Consider the following 19694-nt stretch of genomic DNA (forward strand, 5'->3'; position numbering starts at 1 on the left):
CCGATCTAGAGGCTCAGTATCGCGCCAATTGCGCTCGTCCTACAAAACATGGCAGCGATTCCTACTCCATTTCTTGTAAGGCTTTAGCATGGCTATCAGTGTTTTCGATCTATTCAAGGTGGGCATCGGCCCTTCCAGCTCCCATACCGTCGGCCCCATGCGCGCGGCGGCGACCTTCGCCCGGGCCCTGAGCGACCAGCACCTGCTGAGTGAAACGCGCCGGGTCGAAGTGCGCCTGTATGGCTCGCTGTCCGCCACTGGTGTCGGCCACGCCACCGACCGCGCCTGCGTCATGGGCCTGATGGGCGAATGGCCGGATCAGGTCGATCCCACTTCGATCAACACGCGAATCCAACAGCTGCGCGAGTCCGGACGGTTGTTGCTGGCCGGTCAACAGGAAATTGCTTTCAACTGGCAAAGAGACCTCCTGCTGCTGGACGAAAGTCTGCCCTACCACCCCAACGCCATGTCCCTGCACGCCTACGGCGACAACGGTCTGCTCAGCGAGCAGACCTATTATTCGGTGGGTGGCGGTTTCATCATCGAAGCCGCTGAAGCGGCTTCGGGCATCGCGCCGGCCAACGATGTGCAATTGCCCTACGACTTCTCCAGCGCCGTCGAGCTGCTGGCCCTGTGCAACAAACACGGCCTGCGGGTTTCCGAATTGATGATGGCCAACGAACGCGCCTGGCGCAGCGATGAACAGATCCGCAGCGGCCTGCTGCATATCTGGTCGGTGATGCGCGAATGCGTGGAACAAGGCCTGCGCCACGAAGGCATCCTGCCCGGTGGCCTGCACGTGCCACGGCGTGCAGCGAAATTGCACCGCAGCCTGTTGGAAATCGGCAAACCCAATGTGATCACCTCGACCTTGTCGGCCATGGAATGGGTCAACCTGTTCGCCCTCGCCGTCAACGAAGAAAATGCCGCGGGCGGGCGCATGGTCACGGCGCCGACCAATGGCGCAGCGGGGATCATCCCGGCGGTGCTGCATTACTACATGAAGTTCAATGCCGACGCATCTGACGACGATGTGGTCAATTTCTTCCTGGCCGCCGCAGCCGTCGGCATTCTGTGTAAGAAAAACGCCTCGATCTCCGGTGCCGAAGTCGGTTGCCAGGGCGAAGTCGGTTCAGCCTGCGCCATGGCCGCCGCCGGCTTGGCCGACATCCTCGGCGCCACCCCCGAGCAACTGGAAAACGCCGCCGAAATCGGCCTGGAACACAACCTCGGCCTGACCTGCGACCCGGTCGGCGGCCTGGTGCAGGTGCCGTGCATCGAGCGCAATGCCATCGCCGCGGTCAAGGCCATCAACGCCACGCAAATGGCCCTGCGCGGTGACGGCAAGCACTTCATTTCCCTCGACCGGGTGATCCGCACCATGCGCGATACCGGCGCCGACATGCACGACAAATACAAAGAAACTTCACGGGGCGGCCTGGCGGTCAGCTGGGTGGAGTGCTGATTGCGCTGTCAGCGATCGTTTTTTCCGTGTTGCCCTGAAACGGATCACCGATTTCAATAACAACATAGACCCCATGTGGGAGGGGGCTTGCTCCCGATAGCGGTGCATCAGCCAAGTATTCATTGGCTGATGCACCGCTATCGGGAGCAAGCCCCCTCCCACATAAGGAGCTCATTGTTTGACAGCTCGCTGTACGGCACGCCCTTTGCTGTACAGCTCATGAGGTAAACGGAATTTGTACAACCTCAGCGACGGAGTGGCCGGTGGTCAGGCAACGCGAACTAATCACGACACCGGTCGTCAATGACTGCATGTTCTTATCAGGCGGTAACGCACCATGGACAATCCTTTTCAGATCATCACCGACACCTTCACCCCAAAATACCGCGTCAACCTGAGCATCCAACGGCTCGACGGCAGCATCATGCTCACCCTCTCGGATGAGACGGGCGTAGTGGCCAAACGCATGATCAGCGCCGAACAACGCAACGACCCGCAACGGCTCAAACGCCTGGTGCAAAGCATTCAATTCGGCATCGCCATCGAGCAGGGCCACAGCGCCATGGAGATCCTGGCGGTGATGACGGACGGCGACAGCCACAAACTGCTGCAGCGGCCACCGACCCGCCCCCTGCCCTTCAGCGTCGGGCTTTAAAGCTCACCCTTCTCGGTTTCCAGGCTCGCCTCGCCCTTGCGACGCGGGCCTTCGACCTTCACCGACGGGAACGCCGACGACGCGTAGCGCACCACCAGAATCGCAAACGCCAACAGCAGAATCCCACCGCACAGGTAGATGATGCCGAGGTCGGGCGGGTTGTGGTGGGACACATTGGAGATCAACAGCCGCGTGAGCGCGGTGATCGCCACGTAGATCAGGAAACGCACCGGCATGTGGTTGGTCTTGAAGTAAATCCCGACCATCGCGCCCAATTCCAGGTAGATGAACAGCAGCAGGATGTCATCGATCTTGATGTGCCCGTTCTCCAGCATCCCCAGGAATTCCATCACCGCTGCCCAGGCGGTCACCGCACCGATGGCGAACAACGCCAGGTAATGGAACGACTCGACAAACAGGTTCCCCAGGGACTCGGCCAGCCCATGGACTTGATGGCGCAGCTTTTCGGCCCAATTAAATTTCACGATGGTGCTTCCTTAGGTCGGTTCGACCGGATAATGCGGGTTGGACGTGACGGTTGTTCTGCATGCAGAAAAAAGGCCAGAGGCGGGAAGTGAGATGGTGGCCGCTTGATATGAGGCACTTATTCGGGGGGGAGGGGTTAAAAGCTTGGCCTTGATCAGTGCGTTCATTTCGCTCATGACTTGTTCATGAGCGACTCCAGGGCGAGGGTCATCCAAAGCTTCTTGCACTTTGGTCCGAAACCAAAGGTCGTAGGACGCTTCGGAATCAATGCCTTGCGCAATTTCAGGAAATTCACTTTTCAAAGGTATGAACGCCTATATCTGTGGCGAGCGAGCTTGCTCGCGTTGGGGTGCGAAGCTCCCCCCAACCTGTCACCGAGATTTATCTGGAAGAACACCTTCGCCTGACTCGGGGCTGCTGCGCAGCCCAACGCGAGCAAGCTCGCTCGCCACAACAGGCTCGCTAGGCAAAGGTATTGGTGAGTCCTCAGGCAGGTGCGACTTGCTCCAGTGCCCGGTCGACCAGCAGACCGCTCATTTCCACCAACTGGTGAATCGCCAAAACCAGGCTTCGCTGTGGCCCATCAAGATCAAATGCCAGCGTACTGGCCATTTCACGGACGCTGTTTAACGTTTCGCTGGCATGGGCCAGTAGAGTTTCTTTGTCTGCGTTGGGCGTTACGTTGAAAAGCGTGACAGGCGGCTCAGGACTCAAATAATCGGTATCACGGGGAGGATTTTTTCCCATGGTGCAACTCCGCTGGTTAACTGGATAGGTTCCCTTAAATTCAAGCCGCCAAGCTCGGCCCTGCACAATCAGGACCCGGAAAAGGTAAGCCGGCGTAGGATTACCCGGCAACCTCAGCGTGTTGTCAGAAATTTCCGTTGTAGTAACCCCCTCTTTCCCGGCTACATTAAAAAACTGCTACCCAAACCCCACGGTTTGGCTTACCCTTTTAGCTGTATATAAATACAGTAGTCGCAAAAGACAACTATCGTGAAGGCATGTGAGGTGGTGAATGGCCGTCGAAGTGGTATACCGCAGCAGCCGAGATCTGGAGCGTTTGTTCATGGATAAAGCCGAAGCTGACCGTCATGACAAGATGCTTGAACTCGCTGAGTTGCTAGCAGAAGTGTTGCAAAAAGCCGTGCCGTCCCTGAGCGAACAGCAGGTGGAGGAAGCCGGGATCTACATGGCGAAGAATCGCGATGTATTTGCCAAGGCCTTCAAGAGCCAACCGGACGCGTTGTCCGAGTTGCTGAACGCGCCGGCGGAATAAAGCCCGAATTGAACAGGCCCTGAATCATGGATTCAGGGCCTTTTTAATGCGTGGTCTATTTGTAGAGCAATCGCTCGGCCAGTTCGTCCGCGACCCGTGCGGGTGAGCGTTTTTCGGCCTGGGCGTGGGCGAATATTTCCGTCAGGCGCGTGCCGATATTGGACAGGTGCGCGGTGATGGTAGGCAGCTCGGCGCCGCTGTGCTTGAGCGCGACGTAGATCAGGCCGCCGGAATTGATCACATAGTCCGGGGCGTAGAGGATGCCGCGGCCTTCGAGTTGGTCGGCCACTTGCAGGTTGGTCAGTTGTGCGCTGGCGGAGCCTGCCACGGCGGCGCAGCGGAGCTGGCCGACGCTCTGGCGGTTGAACACGGCGCCCAGGCCGCAGGGTGCGAGGATGTCGCACGGGGTGCTGAGCAAGGCGTCGTTGGCGATGGGATGCGCGCCGAGCTGTTCCATGGCCAGCTGCACCTTGCCGTGGTCGATGTCGCTGACCAGCAGCTCGGCGCCGGCGGCGTGCAGTTGTTCGGCCAGGGCGAAGCCCACGTTGCCCAGGCCCTGGATGGCCACGCGCAAGCCTTCGAGGTTGTCGCTGCCCAGGCGGGCCATGGCGGTGGTGCGGATACCGGCGAACACGCCCATGGCGGCATGGGGCGAAGGGTCGCCGGCGGCGGTGGTGCTGGTAACGAAGCGAGTGTGCTGGGCGATGCAGTCCATATCGGCGACCGAGGTGCCGCTGTCGGTGGCGGTGATGTAGCGACCGTCGAGTTGCTCGATGCAACGACCGAAGGCTTCAAACAGCGCCGCACGGTTTTCCACATGGGCGGGGCGCAGGATCACTGCCGTACCGCCACCCACCGGCAACCCGGCCAGGGCGGCTTTGTAGCTCATGCCTTGGGCCAGGCGCGCGGCATCTGCCACGGCGCTTTCGTCGTCGGGGTAAGCGAGGTAGCGGCAGCCGCCCAAGGCAGGGCCCAGGCGGCTGTTGTGGATGGCTATGACCGCCTTCAACCCCGTCACCGGGTCGATGCTCAGGTGCAGCGATTCAAGGCGGGTGCTGTGCATGAGAGCAAACATCGTCGAGCTCCCGAATCACTTCTTGTGTCGCCAAGTATAGGCTTGCGGCAGAAAACTGCCGAAGTGCGCTGGAATAAGCCGTCCGGTTTTGTAGGTCTTGTGACATAAGCGGATAGGATATTTCTTAAGCCACTGGACGAAAATTCCCAGCAAGGCTAAAACGGGGGCATTCGCCGGAGAATGCAATGAATCCCCGTCACGCTTTTTTCGCCTGCCTGGAACGTTCGCCCCCCGCGCTGTTTGAAGCCGCGCTGTGGATCGCCGCCGAGCATGACCCGGCGGTGCAACCGGCGTTGATCATGCAGGACCTGAAACTGCTCGAGCAACAGGTCAGCCTGGGCATGCCCCTGCTGCCGGCGGATGAACTGGGCCAACCCTTGCTGCGACGCATGAATGACCTCGGCTTCGCCCAGGATGACTTCACCCCGCTGCGCCCCGCCGCCGCCCTGCTGGACAAGGTGTTGCAACGCAAACGCGGGCAGCCCCTGGCCATGGGGTTGATTGCCATGGAGCTGGCGCGACGCCTGGGCATTCCCATGGTCGGCGTCAACTTTCCCGGCCACTTCCTGCTGCGGGTGCCCGGTGCCGATCACCTGCTGGACCCCTGCGGCGGACGACGCCTGTACCCCAACGATTGCCGCGAGCTGCTGCAACGCCAGTATGGCCCCAACCTCAAGTTGCAGGTCGACCACTTGCACACCGCCGAACCCCGTTCGATCCTGCAACGGCTGTCCCGCAACCTGCGCCAGTTGCACCTGGCCAATGACAACCCCCTGGCCGCGCTGATCGACGCCGAGCGCGTGCTGGAACTGGGCAATGCCAGCGCTGCCGATTACCTCGCACGGGCCAGCCTGTATCAACGCCTGGACTGCCCCAACGCCGAGCGCTTCGACCTTGAACACGCGCTGATGCTCAGCGAAGACCCAATCCAACGCCTGCGCCTGACTGAACGCCTGGGGCACCTGCCGCCCAACTCCGTGGTGCATTGAACCCACTGCTCTCAAGCGCCTATTTCCCTGTGGTGAGCGGCCTTCTGTGGTGAGCGGGCTTGCCCCGCGCTGGAGTGCGAAGCGCTCCCACGATTTTTAGGGCCGCTACGCAGCCCAGCGCGGGGCAAGCCCGCTCACCACAGTGATCCTGCTCGATGTAGATGCAACATCTTCAGTGATTGGCCGGTACCTTGAGGATATCGCCGTGCAAAGAGCTCTTCGGCGCGTCAGGCGCGGGCGAGCGCACTTGAATGATCAACAACACCGCGATCACCGCCGGAATCGCGCAGAAGAAGAAAATCTGCTGCACCGGAATATGCATCGCCAGCAGCATGCTGCCCAGCAACGGGCCCAGGATCGAGCCGAAGCGCCCTACACCCAATGCCCAACCCGTACCAGTGGCGCGTACATGCGCCGGATAAAAATTGCTGGCGAAAGCATTAAGGGTCAGTTGCCCGCCGATGATGCAAAACCCGGCGGCAAACACACAGGCCACCAGATAGCGCGGATTGTCGTGGTTCAGCCCCAGCAGCACGGTACACACCGCCGCTGCCGCCAGCACGCCGGACAACAGCCGCACCTTGTGCTTCAATCGATCGGCAAACCAGGCCATGCCGATGGCACCCAAGGTGCCGGCGAACAGGAACATCGAGGTCACCAGGTTGGCTTCACTCAACGCCAGGCCACTTTCCAGCAGCAGCGACGGCAACCAGCTGATCATGAAATACAGCAGGATCAGGCTGACAAAGAAGGTCGCCCAGATCAGCACGGTCGGGCGTGCATAGCCATGGCGAAACAGCTCCACCACCGTCAACGGGCTGCCCTGCTCGTGGCGGTTTTCTTCCTCGCCCGCCAGCGGCGCACGCCACCCAGGCAACATGCGCGCGGTGACCTTATGCAAGCGTGCATACGGCGGCGCATCGCGCAGCAGGCGCGGCAGGGATTCCGGCAGCAGCCACACCAGGAAAGGGAACAGCAGCAACGGCGTCACGCCGCCGGCAAGAAACACCGCCTGCCAGCCAAAGCCGTCGATAAATCCTGCGGCCACAAACCCACCGGCTGCGCCGCCGAACGAGAAACCGCACGCCGCCAACGTCACCATCAAGGTGCGCAAACGTGGCGGGGAATAGTCCGACATCAACGCCATGGCACTGGGCATCGCGCCGCCCATGCCGATACCGCAAATAAAGCGCGCCGCCATCAGCGTTGTCAGCGAGCTGGCGAAGATCATCAACACCGTGAGGCTGGCATAGATCAGCACGCAGCCCAGCAGGATGCGGCGTACGCCAAAGCGGTCGGCCAGGGGTGTCACCAGCAACGAGCCCACGGTCAGCCCCAGCAGGTTGGCACTGAACACCGGTCCGAACGCGGCCTTTTCCAGCCCCCAATCCGACGCCAGCGCCGGCACCACATAACCCAGCACCTGGGCATCGTAGCCATCGGTTACCAGCAACAAGGCCAGCAACAGGAGAATCAACCACTGGTAGCGCGACACCGGACGGGCATCGAGTGCCGCGCGAAAGCTGGCAATCTGATTGTGCATCGCAAGGTACCTGTTTTTATTATTGTGCTCACGCTCTGCGTGGGCACGATCACTCAGGAGTGTCGGGTTGATTGGCCGGATGGGCCTGGATAAATGCCGGATGCTGCGCCGCCAACGCCGCCACCCTGCCGATGCGTGGATACGCCCCCAACGGCACCTTGAAGCGCTCCGCCGCATACAGTTGGGGAATCAGGAAGGCATCGGCCATCCCCGGCTGCTCGCCGAAGCAATAGCCCTTATCGCCAATCAACTGTTCCACCGCACCCAGCCCCTGGCTGATCCAATGCCCGATCCACTCCAGCACCTGCGCCTCGTCATGTCCCCACTGACGCAACAGGTTCTGGGTGCTGGAGTTGTGCAGCGGGTGAATATCGCAGCCGATGATCGACGCCACTGCGCGTTCATGGGCACGGGTGGCCATGTCCTTGGAAAGCAGCGGCGCCTGTGGATAACGTTCGTCCAGGTATTCAATGATCGCCGCGGACTGAATCAGCAGCTCGCCGTCATCGGTGCGCAAGGCCGGAACGCGACCTTGGGGGTTGATGGCCAGGTATTCGGGCTGGCGATTGGCGCCACCCGCCGGCACCAGCAGGTTGACGGGCACCGCAGTGAAAACCAGGCCCTTGAGCGCAAGGGCGATGCGCACCCGGTAGGACGCCGTAGAGCGGTAGTAGGTATAGAGTTCCATCGCCCTGCCCTCCTAGCGCGCCGAGACCACAGTGCCACGGCATTCGCCGAAGCCGATGGAGGCGAAGCCTTCACGGTTGCAGCGGGCGCGCAGGATGACTTCATCGCCATCCTCCAGGAACCGGCGCACTTCGCCGGAAGGCAGCTCGATGACCTTCTTGCCGCCTTCGGTCATCTCCAGCAGGCTGCCGAACTGCCCGGCCTCAGGACCCGACAACGTCCCCGAACCAAACAGGTCGCCGGCCTGCAATTGGCAGCCGTTGACGCTGTGGTGCGCCACCAATTGCGCGACGGTCCAGTACATATGCAGGCTGTTGCTCAGGGCCAGGCGATGGGCCGGCAGGTTCTGTTCGCGCATGGCGGCGGTGGTCAACAGCACCTCAAGTTCGATATCCAAGGCGCCAGCGGCCTGGTCACGCTTATCCAGCAGGTACGGCAGTGGCTGCGGATCGCCTTCGGGCCGCGCCGGCTGTGCTTTGCGGAACGGTTCCAGGGCTTCGGCCGTGACCACCCACGGTGAAATGCTGGTGATGAAGCTCTTGGACAGGAACGGGCCCAGCGGCTGATATTCCCAGGCCTGGATGTCCCGCGCCGACCAGTCATTGAGCAGGCAGAAACCGGCGATATGCTCGGCTGCATCGCCGATGGCAATCGAGTCGCCGATGGCGTTGCCCTGGCCGATCCAGATGCCCAGCTCGAGTTCGTAGTCCAGGCGCGCGCAGGGGCCGAAGCTTGGTTCGGTCTGGCCGGCCGGCAAGGTCTGGCCTTTGGGACGACGGACGTCAGCACCCGAGGGGCGAATGGTCGAGGCGCGGCCGTGATAACCGATCGGCACGTACTTGTAGTTCGGCAACAGCGGGTTATCCGGGCGGAACAGTTTGCCGACGTTTTGCGCGTGCTCGATGCCGACGTAGAAGTCGGTGTAGTCGTTGATCTTCGCCGGCAGGTGCATCTGGCAATCGGCGGCGCGGTGCAGCACCTGCGCTTCACGGGCCTGCAGCTTGCTGCCCTCGGCGAGCAGCTCCAGGAGGCGCTCGCGCAAGGCCACGCGCGGGCCACGGCCCAGCTCGAAAAAGGCGTTCAACTGGCCGCCCGCAGTCGCATCAACGGCGCGGCGGGCTTCGCCTTCAAACTCATCCACGGCGGCGTGCAGGTCGAGGATCGCGTCGCCAATCGCCACGCCACTGCGCGGCACCGAGCCGTTGATGCTGAACACACCCAGCGGCAGGTTTTGCAGGGGGAAATCACGGTGACCATTGGCGGAGGCTACCCAACTGCGGGTAGGGGTTGGCTGCGTCATGGGTTATCTCCGGTTCGGGTTGAAGGTGACGGGCAACGAGGCCCAGCACGCGTCATAGGAAGGTTGCAGTTGCGGGCACTCCAGGGCGAACTGAGTGGGACGCAGCACTTGGCTGGTCTCGAACATGAAGGCCATGGTGTTATCGATCTTGTGCGGTGCCAGGTCCACGTTGATGGCCTTGGTGCAGGTCTCGCCGTCCGGGCCGTGGGCGCTCATGCAGCTGTGCAGCGACGCGCCACCGGGCAGGAAGCCTTCGGCCTTGGCGTCGTAGGCGCCCTGGATCAGGCCCATGTACTCGTTCATCAGGTTGCGGTGGAACCACGGCGGACGGAAGGTGTTCTCGGCCACCATCCAGCGCGGCGGGAAGATCACGAAGTCGAGGTTGGCCAGGCCGTGCACGCTGGTGGGCGATGTCAATACGGTGAAGATCGACGGATCGGGATGATCGAAACTCACGGTGCCAAGGGTGTTGAAGCGGCCCAGGTCGTATTTGTACGGCACGTTATTGCCGTGCCAGGCCACCACGTTCAGTGGTGAATGGTCCAGCTCGCACGCCCACAGTTCACCGAGGAATTTCTGCACCAGCGTGGTCGGTTGCCTGAGGTCTTCGTAGTGGGCCACCGGGGTGAGGAAGTCACGCGGATTGGCCAGGCCGTTGCTGCCGATAGGCCCCAGGTCCGGCAGGCGCAGCGGCGCGCCATGGTTTTCGGCGACGTAACCGCGCGCCTGTGCATCCAGCAGTTCGACACGAAATTTGAGGCCACGGGGCAACACGACAATGTCCAGCGGCTCGACGTCCAGCACCCCCAGTTCGGTGGCGATGCGCAGGCGGCCCTGCTCGGGCACGATCAACAGTTCGCCGTCGGCATTGAAGAACACGCGGTCCATCGAGCGGTTGGCGCGGTAGGTGTAGATGCTGATGCCTGAGGGTTTTTCCGCCCCTGAGTTGGCCACCATGCCGACCAGGCCGTCGATAAAGTCCGTCGGCTCACTCGGAATATCCAACGGGTTCCAACGCAGGCGATTGGGCGTCACCGTCCCCAACGGGCCGCCGGCCAGCTGCCGCTCCAGCTTGACGAACGCCGGGTGATTGGCCGATGGCTGGATGCGGTACAGCCAGGTGCGGCGGGCTTCGCTGCGCACCATGGTGAAGGCGGTGCCGGAAAACAGTTCGGTATACAGCCCGTAGGGTGCTTTTTGCGGAGAGTTCTGGCCGACCGGCAAGGCGCCGGGCAGGGCTTCGCTGGCGAATTCATTGCCGAAGCCCGACAGGTATTCGAGGTTCATGGATCATCCTCAAGGCGGAAGTTGTTTTTATCGTAATCCAGTTACGCATAACGTAATTTGATCACTATCGACCGTCAAGCTATAAAGACGCCCATTCATCTCTCGGATTCTCGCCCCTCCATGGAAAAGCCCCGCGACACCGGTAAACAGAAAGTCCGCTCGGCCGAAGTGGGCACCGACATCCTCAAGGCCCTGGCCGAACTGTCGCCCTCCACGTCGTTGTCGCGGCTGGCCGATCATGTGCAGATGCCGGCGAGCAAGGTGCATCGTTATTTACAGGCGCTGATCGCCTCGGGTTTTGCCGAACAGAACGCCGCCACCAACCATTACGGCCTGGGGCGCGAAGCATTGCGCGTGGGCCTGGCCGCACTGGGCAGCATGGACGTGCTGAAAGTCGGCGCGATGCCCCTGGCAGAGCTGCGCGACGAGTTGAATGAAACCTGCTTCCTGGCGGTATGGGGCAACCAGGGCGCGACGGTGGTGCAGATCGAACCGGCAGTACGCGCGGTGACGGTGGTGACGCAATTGGGGTCGGTGTTGCCCCTGCTCAGTTCGTCCACCGGGCTGGTGTTCAGTGCCTTCCTGCCGTCGCGGGAAACCGTCGAGTTGCGTGAGCGTGAAATCCAGGCCGGCACCGCCCATGCCCTCGCCGACGACCAGGCCTACGCCACCACCTGCGAACAAATCCGCAACCGTGGCCTGCACTTTGTGCATGGCCTGCTGATGCCGGGGGTGGATGCGTTGTCGGCGCCGGTGTTCAACGCGGTCGGGCAAGTGGCAGCGGTGATGACCGTGGTCGGCCCCACCTCGCTGTTCCACGCCGACGAAGATGGCCCGGCGGCGCAGCGTTTGCTGGCGGCGACCCAGGCCGTGAGTTGGCGGATGGGCTACCAGCCCTGAGCTAGTCGTGCCACTGGGCCAGCGCCAACGCCATGCGGTTCTCGAGGGCGCGGACAGGGGCTGCGTCGCTGACGTAGTTATTACTGATCATCGAAAACACCAGGCGCCGTCCCTCGGCATCGGTGATATAGCCGCTCAGCGATGATACGCCGGCCATGGAGCCGGTCTTGGCGTGCAGGTTGTTTTCCGCAGCCGTCCCGCGCAGTCGATAACGCAGGCTGCCGCCGGTCATACGGTCGGCATTGCCGGCAATCGGCAAGGCGTTGTACCAGGCGTCGAACCAGGGTTGCTTGGCGGTGACCAGCAGCAGGTCCGTCAGGTTCTGCGCCGACACCAGGTTGCGCCGCGACAAACCTGAGCCATCCACCTGGCTGAGCGTCGCCGGGTCCAGGCCCTGGCGCTGCATGAACGCCGCTACCGCTACCACGCCCGCCGCAGCCGTACCCGCGTTGGCCGTTTTGCGGCCCATGGCCTTGAGCAACGCTTCGGACATGTTGTTGTTCGAGAGCTTGAGCAGCGGTGTGATCAAGTCCTGTAACGGCGCCGATTGATGCTCCGCCAACACTGTCGCCGTCGCGGGGCTGGCGCCGCCGATCACGCGCCGGCCCAGCACCTGGATGCCCTGCTGCGCCAAGGCCTGCTCAAACAGATTGGCCACCAGTTGCGTCGGTTCCCACACACTCACCCACTGCCGACTTTGCTTGCCCGGGGCGAGCGCGCCGCTGAGTTGCAGCAGGTTGGTACCGTGCTGGCGGGTAATGGCGTAGCTGTTGCCGGGGCCGCTGACGGCACGGTTGCTCAGTTGCACGTAGTCGGTGGACGGGCTCAGCATCACGCTTACTGGCTGGCCGAGCGCGACGGGCGCCTTCGCGGTGACAAGCAAGGTGCCCGCGTCAAAATCCGCATTGGGAGACACCGTCAATGCCGAAATCTGCGCGCCGTAGTAGGTGCTTTCATCGTCTTGCGCCCAATCCACGCCCAGGCGCTCGGCGTCGAACCAGGTGTCGTCGAAAACCAGGTCGCCTTGTACCTGGCGCACGCCCCGGCTCGCCAACTGGGCGGCCAATGCCTGGTAGTCGACGAACTGCGTGGTCGGGTCGCCGAGGCCGCGCAGGTACAGGTTGCCGGCCAGGCGCTCGCCTTGCCGGGTGCCGTTGCTCAACAGCTGGGTGGAAAAACGGTATTGCGGCCCCAGCACATCCATCGCCGCAGCGGTGGTGAGCAACTTAAGGTTGGAAGCCGGAATCAGACGGGTGCGCGGGTTGTGCTGATAGAGGGTACTGCCGCTGCGGGCGTCGCGCACCATGATAGAAACCGTGGCGCCGTTGAGGACAGGATCGGCCAACAGCTGATCCAGGGTTGAAGGCGTGGAAGGCTGCGAAACACTCGCGCAGCCGCCCAGTAAAACGCTCAGGCACAGCAGGTGCAGCCATCGTCCAAAGTGCATCAGTACTGTGTTCCGCAAAGCCATTAATGGCCGCAACGCTAACAGCTCCGTACCTTTGTGGCGAGCGGGCTTGCCCCGCGTTGGGTGGCGAAGCCGCCCTTAATGATGCCGTCGCGTTCTTTCAGGAACACCATGGAGTCTGTTTTGGGGCTGCTTCGCAGCCCAACGCGGGGCAAGCCCGCTCACCACAAGAAGCCCGCTCACCAGAGGAAGCCTGCCCACAACAAGGAGCACACTTGCCATAGGGAGCTCGCCAGGTTTTAGAACTCCAGGGTGCTGGACACCGATACCTGCCGCGCATCGCCCATGGACACAAACAAGCGACTGGCCGCCGAGGTGTAGTAAACGCGGTCGAACAGGTTTTTCACGTTGACCTGGAACTTGACCTTCTGCCCGTCGATCCTGGTGTCGTAGGTGGCGAAGGCGTCAGCCACGGTGTAGCCCGGCAGGTTGAAGTCGTTGGCGGCGTCGCCTGCGCGCTCGCCGACATAGCGCGCACCGGTGCCCACGCGCAATTGGTCGCCACCGAAGATGCTACCGAAGTCGTAGGCCACCGACAGCGAGCCGGTGTGCTTGGCCACGTTTTGCAGGCGGTTGCCTTCCAGCGTCGGGTCCTTGTCCTTGATGTCTTCGGCGTCGGTGAAGGCGTAGCTGCCGATCAGGCTCCACTTGTCGGTCAACTGGCCGCTGGCGTCCAGTTCCAGGCCACGGGAACGCACCTGCCCTGCGATGCTGTAGATGGTGTTGGCGCCGGAGCCCACCGACACCAACACATTGCGCTTGTCGATAGTGAACAACGCTGCGCTGGCGGTGATGCGCCCGGGGATGTCGAGCTTGGCGCCCAGCTCCCACGACTTGGATTCCTCCGGCGTGAGGTCACCGGTCAACGTGCTGCCATCGGCCAAGGCGGCGATGGTGGAGTTGGGTTTGAACGACTCGGTGTAGCTGCCGTAGAACGACAACTCATCGGTGTAGCGATACACCAGGCCGGCACGCGGCACCCAGGCCTGGCCGTTGCCGTCGGTGTTGGCCTTGAACGGCACGCCCTTGCCGGCGTACTGGTCATACATCTGATAGCGCGCACCGGCCACAAAGATCCACTGGTCGGTCAGGTGAATCGCGTCCTGGAAGAACAGCGAGTCGCTGCGCAACAGGTCGGTCTGGGCGCTGTCGGCGGCGCTGACGGTAGTGCCCGCGACTTCGTTGCCGTACACCGGGTTGTTGTAGTTGAACGTACCGCGCGAGTTCTGGCGAATCAGGTCGGCGCGGTAGATCTTGCGGTACTCGTCGTCCAGGCCGAACACCAGGTCATGCTGCATGCCCAGCACATTGACCTTGCCTTCCAGGCTGGCCGTGGCGAAACGGTCGGTGGTGATCGCACCTTTGGTGCCGTCCATCTTGCGGGTCAGGGTGCCGTTGGTATTTACCGCGCTGACACGCACCTGGCTGGCATCATAGGTCTCACGGTTCCAGCTGTAGCCGAAATGGGCTTTCCAGTCGTCGTTCAAGTCGTGGTCGGCTTCAAAGCGGTACAGGTCGGAACGCCCTTCCATGTTGTTGAACGGCTCGTCCAGACGGCGAGTGGCCGGGATGTCCAGCGGGTGGTTGGACTTGTCGATGGCGGTGCCGCGGTCGAACGGCGAGAGAAATTCGCGGTGTTCGTAGGCGAACAACAACTTGGTTGAATCGCCGTACCAGGCCAGGGACGGCGCCACCAGCGACTCGCGGTGGGTGCCGAAATTGCGCCAGTAGTCTTCGTCTTCATGGTCGACGATCAGGCGATAGGCCAGGCCCGAGTCACCGATCGGCCCGGTGGTGTCGAGGCTGCCACCGCTGCCGTTCTTGCCGTTGCCGAAGGTGGAGCCGCGCACGGTCAGGGCTGTGGATTGGGTCAGCTCGGGCTTTTTGCTGACGATATTCACCACGCCGCCCGGGTCCTGGATGCCATACAGCAGCGAGGACGGGCCCTTGAGCACTTCGACACGCTCCGCCGTGGCGTTCAACGCACGGCCCTGCACCACCGGCATGCCGTCGCGCATGATCGAGCCGTTACGGTTGTCGCCAAAGCCGCGCAGCATCACCGCGTCCTGGGTGCTGGCCAGGGTGTTGGCCTGGGTGATGCCGCTGATGTTGCCCAGGGCGTCATCCAGATTGCGCGGGGTCTGGTCGCGCAGCACTTGGGCGGGGACCACGTTGACGGTCTGCGGGGTTTCCAGCAGCAAGGCACGGGAGCGCATCACCGAGCTGGTGGGCGGCGGCTGGTAGCTGGTGCTGTCCTGGGGTTGGCCGATGCCACTGATGGTGGTAGCGCCGAGGTTGACCGCGCCGTCGGTCGGCAGCGGCTCAAGCGCCAGGGTGCGGGCGTCGATCTGGCGGAAGGTGAACCCGGAGTTGCCCAGCAGGCGTTGCAAGGCCTGCGTCGCGCTCATCTGCCCGCTGACCGCCGGGGCGCTGAGGCCGTAGGGCGCTTCATCGGTGTAGATCACACTGATACCGGTGACCCGGCTGAAATCACTCAGGGCCTGGGGCAGCGGTTTGGCAGCCAGGGCAAACTTGAACTGGGCGCTTTGCTGCTCCTGCGCCTGTGCCACACACAGGGGCAGCAAGGCCAGCCCCGATACCGCCAGTACCGAGGCTCCCAGCCACTGTTTAACCAAACCGCCCGCCGTCGACTTCATGCTGTGAGAACCCGTGTAGAAAACGCAGTTAATGCGAATAGATCGCAGTTTCAAGCACTACACGGATGGGCCGCCGGTTTACCTCACGTTTATTTGCAAATATTTTCAGTTAGTGCGCCTGAAGGCGAAAACCAAAGCGCGGGAAGTGCACGTGCACGGTGCCGGCGCGTGGGTCGGTACGGCGCAGGATCAGTTCTTCGCGCCCGGCAAACAGCAATTCGCCGGCGACCGGGTCGACGCCGTAGTCGATGGCGCTGATGCTCACCTGCTGGCCGGCCTTAAAGCCATTCAAGTCCTCGAACACTTCGTCCGGCAACGCTGCCGGTGTGGCGTCGCGCGCAATCTCCAAGGCCTGCTCGGCCGTCATCTGGCTGGACGTGCCGTGGCCGAAACCGAGCACGCGGCCCAGCCATGCAGACACAGCCGGATAAGCATCCACCAACGGCGCAGTCACCGGCGTGGCCTTGAGGAACCACAACGGGTGGGCCAGGGCAAAGTCGGCAATCGACGGCTCGCCAAACAGGAAGTCCCCGGCCTCGCGCTGCAATTGCTGCTCCAGGCGCGCCATGATCGCTGGCCATTGGTGCTTGGCCAGTTCGGCTGGCAACTTGCTCGCGGTGCCGCCGCTGAACAGCGCGGCGCGGTCGGCGAGAAACGCCTTGATCGCTTCCGGCGGCAGTTTGCCGAAGCGCACCGCCACCGATTCCGGCTGAAACACCAGGCTCACCGCGTGGGCAAACACCACGCTGTCGGCCCAGGTAGCAAAGGTTTGGGTGATCATTTCCTGGCCGAGCGGGAACAGCGCGGGCGCGGTTTTTTCCTGCTCCAGGCGGCGGGCGATCAAGGCGGTGTCGCAGTAGATATCGGCGCCCACTTGCAGCACTGGGGTTTTACGGTAGCCGCCGGTGAGGGCTGTCAGGTCTGGCTTGGGCATCACCGGCGAGATATGCACCGAATGCCAGGACAAACCTTTGAAGCCCAGCAGCAGCCGAGCTTTTTCCGCGAAAGGAGACGTTGGGTAGTGGTGCAGGATTAGCTCAGGCATGCTGGGGTCCACGGGGTAAATGAACCCGCAGCTTAGCGTGCAACCGGCTCTGGTGGCGTGATGGGAGCCTATCAGTCAGATCAATGAGCCCTGCGCCGCCAGACATTCCTTGGCGCTCTTCTTCAGTTTCTTGATCAACCGCTCCTGGCGCAGCGCCTCGCCCTTGCTCGCGCATTGCTCCGTATACACCAGCGCCACCGCCGGGCTGCTCAGGAAAAACCGCGCGCCTTTGCCGCTCTGGTGCGAGGCGAACCGGCGCAGCGGGTCATTGCTGATGCCGCAATACAGCGCGCCGTTGGCGGCGCGCACCAGGTAGACGTACCAGGGTTTGGGTTCAGCGGGATCAGTCACGGCAAGCTTCAACACACCAGAGGAGCACCAAGCTTATCAACGACTGGCCTGGAATGCCTTCAAGCCTTTGTTCGCCTGGGCGCGCACGGCGTTTTTCACCAGCGGCGTCCAGCCCAGCAGCAGGCCCTTGGTGCCCAATGCCTGGCGCGACCAACGCCACAGGTCGAAGTGATCGTGGTGCTCGCAGATCTTGCCGTCACGAAACACAAAACGCGCCTGGATATCGTTGACCACAACATTGCCGGTCTGGCTGAACAGGTAAGTCGCCACCCAATGGGCACTGCCCGTGGTGTCATCGCTGCGAACCTGGTCGAACGTCAGCGAAAAATCCTTGGCCCGCGTGGTCAGCATGCGCCACATGTCGCCGGCATCGCGCCCGCGCAACTCGCCGAAAGCCGGGTCGCTGAACAGTACATCCTCGGTGTAGCAGGCACTCATGGCCTCGGCATCCAGCCGTTGAAACGCACTGTAGAACGTGGTGATCAGCGCGGTGTGGGCGTCACTCATGGGCAGCTTCCATCCATCAGGTTCAGGGCTCGGTACGATAAGCCCTGGCGCGGTTGAACACTATCGGCATTTATCCGGCGAATGCCGGTGCACCTACGGCACCATGCCGCAACTGCGGGCATAGGCGAACAAGTCGACATCGGTAGAGATGCACAGACGCTGCATCGCCGTACTTTTCTGCTTGCTGATGGTCGAGATGCTGCGATTGACCCGAGCGGCGATCTGGCTGACCGTCAGCCCACTGGCCAGCATGCGCACCACCTCCCGTTCCTTGCCCGACAACTGTGGCTGTTGCGACTGGTCGCCGGTTCCAGCCTGTATCAATTGCACCCGCAAGCACTCACTGACAAAGGTCTGGCCTGCGCTGACCGAATTGATCGCCAGCGGCAACTCTTTGGCCGAGGCACTTTTGGCCACAATCGCCTGGGCCCCATGGGCAAAAGAGGCGCGCAACGTGGCGACGTTGGCGAACATCGTGACCAGAATCACCGGCAACGTCGGGTACTGGCGGTGCAACAGGCTCAACAAGCCATACCCGTCGGCCTGCTGGCCACCCGGCATGGCGAAATCGGTCACCAGCACGTCACAGGGGGTCGTTTCCAGCAAACGCAGCAGTTGGTCAGGCCCATCGGCCTCGCCGACCACTTTGCACCTGCCATTGGCCTCGACCACCACTCGCTGCCCGATACGCACGATGGGATGGTCGTCAGCAATAATCACGCGAAGCATAAACACCCACAGATGATGGCAACTTGATTCAGCGCAAAATACCCTCGCCCGCGGCCCTCAACAACCGTCTAAATCCAGGCGTTTGCGTTGCGATCAACGTTTCGTAGCTGCTCTATGCAGGCCTACAAAATAAAAAGAAAAACCCTACATCCATAGACTGCAATTCAGGCTTTATTTTTCCTACAAACAGCAATGGCTTCACAGGGAACCCAAGTACGTGAGGTAGTCACGCAGCTCCCGCTCAAAGGCTTCCAACGCAGGCGTGCTCGGCCTGATGCCCTGAGCATGGACTTGATCGATCAAGCTCATGCCTCGCACCTCCAATTCAGCCATGCCGAGAAACGCCAGGCTTCCCACCAGGCGATGCAGGCGTTCGACAGTCGAAGGGACATCCAAGGCCAGCCGGGCTTGAAACAGGGCAGCGCTGTCCTCCTGGACTTCACAGAGCAGGCTGGCCAGCATCTGGCTCACGACTTGGGCATCTCCAAAGGTATCAATCAGGCCGGCGCGGGTTGGCCAACGCGCTGACAGCCGATAAACCGGTGCAGCAACAGGCGGGCCGGGAAGCCACAGTGCCAGCACCTCACGCAGTTGATCGAAGGTCAATGGTTTGAGCAGCCAGGCGTCCATGCCTGCTTCGCGGCAACGTTGCGGATCGTCGTCTACCAAGTTGCCGGTCAAGGCAATGATCGGTACGCGTGCCGACGCATTCGCGCATTCGCGCCGTCGAATCGCCCGGCTCATGCTGTAGCCGTCCATGACGGGCATCTGGCAGTCGCTGATCACCAGATCGTAGGGGTATTCGGCGAGCGCCGCGAGGCCGTCCAGCCCATCGACGGCCAGCTGATGGCCAAGCCCCAGTTTATGCAGAAACCACCCCATCAAGGCGCGGTAGGCGGAGTGGTCTTCCACCACCAGCACCTTCAAATGCTGCCAGTGTGGTGGCAGCGCGGTCGAGGGAGTCAATTCACGGGAAAGCACTGCGCTCAACGATACGCCAGTCTCCATGGTCACCTCAGTGTTGCGATCGGTTCGCCAGCGCCCGGTTGGCGCTGGCGCAAGAGTCAGAGATGCGCCTAAGCACACTCATATGACCGTCATCGCCAGACTAAAATATCTTCATGACCACTTCTAAGACGATGCAACAACTACGAAAAACCAATTTTCCTACATGATCTCGCATCTATTCCGACATGGACCCGATTGACTTTCAGGCCCCCTCGGCATTGTCGTAAAAGTTGTATTTCTCGCGGCCCCTCCCCTCGCTACAT

20 protein-coding genes are annotated in these 19694 nt (G+C 62.0%); 5 read left to right on the forward strand and 15 right to left on the reverse strand.

Going from position 1 to position 19694, the window contains the following annotated elements; translation table 11 throughout:
* Positions 1-88 precede the first annotated feature (88 nt).
* Together Q8X51_RS04125 and Q8X51_RS04130 are read left to right on the forward strand one after the other, a co-directional pair.
* On the forward strand, positions 89-1465 hold the full coding sequence (locus Q8X51_RS04125) for an L-serine ammonia-lyase (RefSeq protein WP_407693167.1): 1377 nt from the start codon (positions 89-91) through the stop codon (positions 1463-1465).
* Between the two features lie 337 nt (positions 1466-1802).
* Positions 1803-2120 carry a DUF3509 domain-containing protein gene (locus Q8X51_RS04130; RefSeq protein ID WP_065924197.1) on the forward strand — a complete coding sequence of 106 codons (318 nt, stop codon included), beginning with the start codon at positions 1803-1805 and terminating at the stop codon, positions 2118-2120.
* On the opposite strand, the gene Q8X51_RS04135 is transcribed toward Q8X51_RS04130, so the two are convergent.
* The 3 genes from Q8X51_RS04135 to Q8X51_RS04145 all read right to left on the reverse strand — a co-directional run bounded on the left by Q8X51_RS04135 (position 2117) and on the right by Q8X51_RS04145 (position 3353).
* Positions 2117-2605: a phosphate-starvation-inducible protein PsiE gene (locus tag Q8X51_RS04135; protein WP_027604688.1), complete on the reverse strand. Its 489-nt coding sequence runs from the start codon at positions 2603-2605 to the stop codon at positions 2117-2119. The two genes, Q8X51_RS04130 and Q8X51_RS04135, sit on opposite strands and share 4 nt — an antisense overlap.
* A 12-nt stretch (positions 2606-2617) precedes the next feature.
* Positions 2618-2908 carry a type II toxin-antitoxin system RelB family antitoxin gene (gene relB / locus Q8X51_RS04140; RefSeq protein ID WP_083381312.1) on the reverse strand — a complete coding sequence of 97 codons (291 nt, stop codon included), beginning with the start codon at positions 2906-2908 and terminating at the stop codon, positions 2618-2620.
* Positions 2909-3092: 184 nt separating this feature from the next.
* Positions 3093-3353 (reverse strand): DUF6124 family protein, encoded by a 261-nt coding sequence (locus Q8X51_RS04145; protein WP_074843990.1) that lies wholly within the window; start codon positions 3351-3353, stop codon positions 3093-3095.
* A 271-nt stretch (positions 3354-3624) separates the two neighbouring features.
* Between Q8X51_RS04145 and Q8X51_RS04150 the strand changes: the two genes are divergently transcribed.
* Positions 3625-3885, forward strand: a complete 261-nt coding sequence (locus Q8X51_RS04150) for a YebG family protein (protein WP_012722374.1) — start codon at positions 3625-3627, stop codon at positions 3883-3885.
* A gap of 55 nt (positions 3886-3940) precedes the next feature.
* On the opposite strand, the gene Q8X51_RS04155 is transcribed toward Q8X51_RS04150, so the two are convergent.
* A complete protein-coding gene (locus Q8X51_RS04155) occupies positions 3941-4960 on the reverse strand; it encodes a Leu/Phe/Val dehydrogenase (protein ID WP_027604689.1) in 1020 nt (339 codons plus the stop codon).
* Positions 4961-5145: 185 nt separating this feature from the next.
* Between Q8X51_RS04155 and Q8X51_RS04160 the strand changes: the two genes are divergently transcribed.
* Positions 5146-5949, forward strand: a complete 804-nt coding sequence (locus Q8X51_RS04160; RefSeq protein WP_065924202.1) for a SirB1 family protein — start codon at positions 5146-5148, stop codon at positions 5947-5949.
* A 172-nt stretch (positions 5950-6121) separates the two neighbouring features.
* Here the strand turns inward: Q8X51_RS04160 and Q8X51_RS04165 are convergent, their stop codons facing one another.
* The 4 genes from Q8X51_RS04165 to hmgA are packed head-to-tail and all read right to left on the reverse strand — an operon-like array spanning position 6122 to position 10766.
* Positions 6122-7492: an MFS transporter gene (locus Q8X51_RS04165; protein ID WP_407693166.1), complete on the reverse strand. Its 1371-nt coding sequence runs from the start codon at positions 7490-7492 to the stop codon at positions 6122-6124.
* A 49-nt stretch (positions 7493-7541) separates the two neighbouring features.
* On the reverse strand, positions 7542-8180 hold the full coding sequence (maiA, locus tag Q8X51_RS04170) for a maleylacetoacetate isomerase (protein WP_407693165.1): 639 nt from the start codon (positions 8178-8180) through the stop codon (positions 7542-7544).
* 12 nt (positions 8181-8192) lie between these two features.
* The gene (fahA, locus tag Q8X51_RS04175) at positions 8193-9479 is read right to left on the reverse strand and encodes a fumarylacetoacetase (RefSeq protein WP_065924205.1); all 1287 of its coding nucleotides are present in this window, start codon (positions 9477-9479) and stop codon (positions 8193-8195) included.
* Positions 9480-9482: 3 nt separating this feature from the next.
* Positions 9483-10766 (reverse strand): homogentisate 1,2-dioxygenase, encoded by a 1284-nt coding sequence (hmgA, locus tag Q8X51_RS04180; protein ID WP_065924206.1) that lies wholly within the window; start codon positions 10764-10766, stop codon positions 9483-9485.
* Positions 10767-10886: 120 nt separating this feature from the next.
* On the opposite strand from hmgA, the gene Q8X51_RS04185 reads away from it, so the two are divergent.
* Positions 10887-11666, forward strand: a complete 780-nt coding sequence (locus Q8X51_RS04185; RefSeq protein WP_407693164.1) for an IclR family transcriptional regulator — start codon at positions 10887-10889, stop codon at positions 11664-11666.
* A 1-nt stretch (position 11667) separates the two neighbouring features.
* Here Q8X51_RS04185 and dacB read toward each other — a convergent pair whose 3' ends face one another.
* From dacB to Q8X51_RS04220, 7 genes are all read right to left on the reverse strand, one after another.
* Entirely contained in the window at positions 11668-13113 is a 1446-nt protein-coding gene (dacB, locus tag Q8X51_RS04190; RefSeq protein WP_323147130.1) for a D-alanyl-D-alanine carboxypeptidase/D-alanyl-D-alanine endopeptidase, read from the reverse strand.
* A 260-nt stretch (positions 13114-13373) separates the two neighbouring features.
* Complete coding sequence (locus Q8X51_RS04195) at positions 13374-15791, reverse strand: TonB-dependent siderophore receptor (RefSeq protein ID WP_407693163.1); 2418 nt, start codon at positions 15789-15791, stop codon at positions 13374-13376.
* Positions 15792-15900: 109 nt separating this feature from the next.
* On the reverse strand, positions 15901-16836 hold the full coding sequence (locus tag Q8X51_RS04200; protein WP_065924210.1) for a glutathione S-transferase family protein: 936 nt from the start codon (positions 16834-16836) through the stop codon (positions 15901-15903).
* A 75-nt stretch (positions 16837-16911) separates the two neighbouring features.
* Positions 16912-17187, reverse strand: a complete 276-nt coding sequence (locus Q8X51_RS04205) for a GIY-YIG nuclease family protein (RefSeq protein WP_065924326.1) — start codon at positions 17185-17187, stop codon at positions 16912-16914.
* Positions 17188-17223: 36 nt separating this feature from the next.
* The gene (locus Q8X51_RS04210) at positions 17224-17694 is read right to left on the reverse strand and encodes a nuclear transport factor 2 family protein (protein WP_065948976.1); all 471 of its coding nucleotides are present in this window, start codon (positions 17692-17694) and stop codon (positions 17224-17226) included.
* Between the two features lie 93 nt (positions 17695-17787).
* Complete coding sequence (locus Q8X51_RS04215; RefSeq protein ID WP_065948977.1) at positions 17788-18423, reverse strand: response regulator transcription factor; 636 nt, start codon at positions 18421-18423, stop codon at positions 17788-17790.
* 198 nt (positions 18424-18621) lie between these two features.
* A complete protein-coding gene (locus Q8X51_RS04220; RefSeq protein ID WP_407693162.1) occupies positions 18622-19431 on the reverse strand; it encodes a response regulator in 810 nt (269 codons plus the stop codon).
* Positions 19432-19694 lie beyond the last annotated feature (263 nt).

The sequence above is a fragment of the Pseudomonas sp. Yb2C2 genome, assembly GCF_052112325.1.
Lineage (GTDB): Bacteria > Pseudomonadota > Gammaproteobacteria > Pseudomonadales > Pseudomonadaceae > Aquipseudomonas > Aquipseudomonas marginalis.

Coding starts and splice junctions, on each gene's coding strand:
- Q8X51_RS04195 (WP_407693163.1), bottom strand. CDS start 15,791: ATGAAGTCGACGGCGGGCGGTTTGGTTAAACAGTGGCTGGGAGCCTCG.
- fahA (WP_065924205.1), bottom strand. CDS start 9,479: ATGACGCAGCCAACCCCTACCCGCAGTTGGGTAGCCTCCGCCAATGGT.
- Q8X51_RS04165 (WP_407693166.1), bottom strand. CDS start 7,492: ATGCACAATCAGATTGCCAGCTTTCGCGCGGCACTCGATGCCCGTCCG.
- Q8X51_RS04200 (WP_065924210.1), bottom strand. CDS start 16,836: ATGCCTGAGCTAATCCTGCACCACTACCCAACGTCTCCTTTCGCGGAA.
- Q8X51_RS04155 (WP_027604689.1), bottom strand. CDS start 4,960: ATGTTTGCTCTCATGCACAGCACCCGCCTTGAATCGCTGCACCTGAGC.
- maiA (WP_407693165.1), bottom strand. CDS start 8,180: ATGGAACTCTATACCTACTACCGCTCTACGGCGTCCTACCGGGTGCGC.
- Q8X51_RS04210 (WP_065948976.1), bottom strand. CDS start 17,694: ATGAGTGACGCCCACACCGCGCTGATCACCACGTTCTACAGTGCGTTT.
- Q8X51_RS04185 (WP_407693164.1), top strand. CDS start 10,887: ATGGAAAAGCCCCGCGACACCGGTAAACAGAAAGTCCGCTCGGCCGAA.
- Q8X51_RS04160 (WP_065924202.1), top strand. CDS start 5,146: ATGAATCCCCGTCACGCTTTTTTCGCCTGCCTGGAACGTTCGCCCCCC.
- Q8X51_RS04130 (WP_065924197.1), top strand. CDS start 1,803: ATGGACAATCCTTTTCAGATCATCACCGACACCTTCACCCCAAAATAC.
- Q8X51_RS04145 (WP_074843990.1), bottom strand. CDS start 3,353: ATGGGAAAAAATCCTCCCCGTGATACCGATTATTTGAGTCCTGAGCCG.
- Q8X51_RS04150 (WP_012722374.1), top strand. CDS start 3,625: ATGGCCGTCGAAGTGGTATACCGCAGCAGCCGAGATCTGGAGCGTTTG.
- hmgA (WP_065924206.1), bottom strand. CDS start 10,766: ATGAACCTCGAATACCTGTCGGGCTTCGGCAATGAATTCGCCAGCGAA.
- Q8X51_RS04125 (WP_407693167.1), top strand. CDS start 89: ATGGCTATCAGTGTTTTCGATCTATTCAAGGTGGGCATCGGCCCTTCC.
- Q8X51_RS04215 (WP_065948977.1), bottom strand. CDS start 18,423: ATGCTTCGCGTGATTATTGCTGACGACCATCCCATCGTGCGTATCGGG.
- Q8X51_RS04220 (WP_407693162.1), bottom strand. CDS start 19,431: ATGGAGACTGGCGTATCGTTGAGCGCAGTGCTTTCCCGTGAATTGACT.
- dacB (WP_323147130.1), bottom strand. CDS start 13,113: ATGCACTTTGGACGATGGCTGCACCTGCTGTGCCTGAGCGTTTTACTG.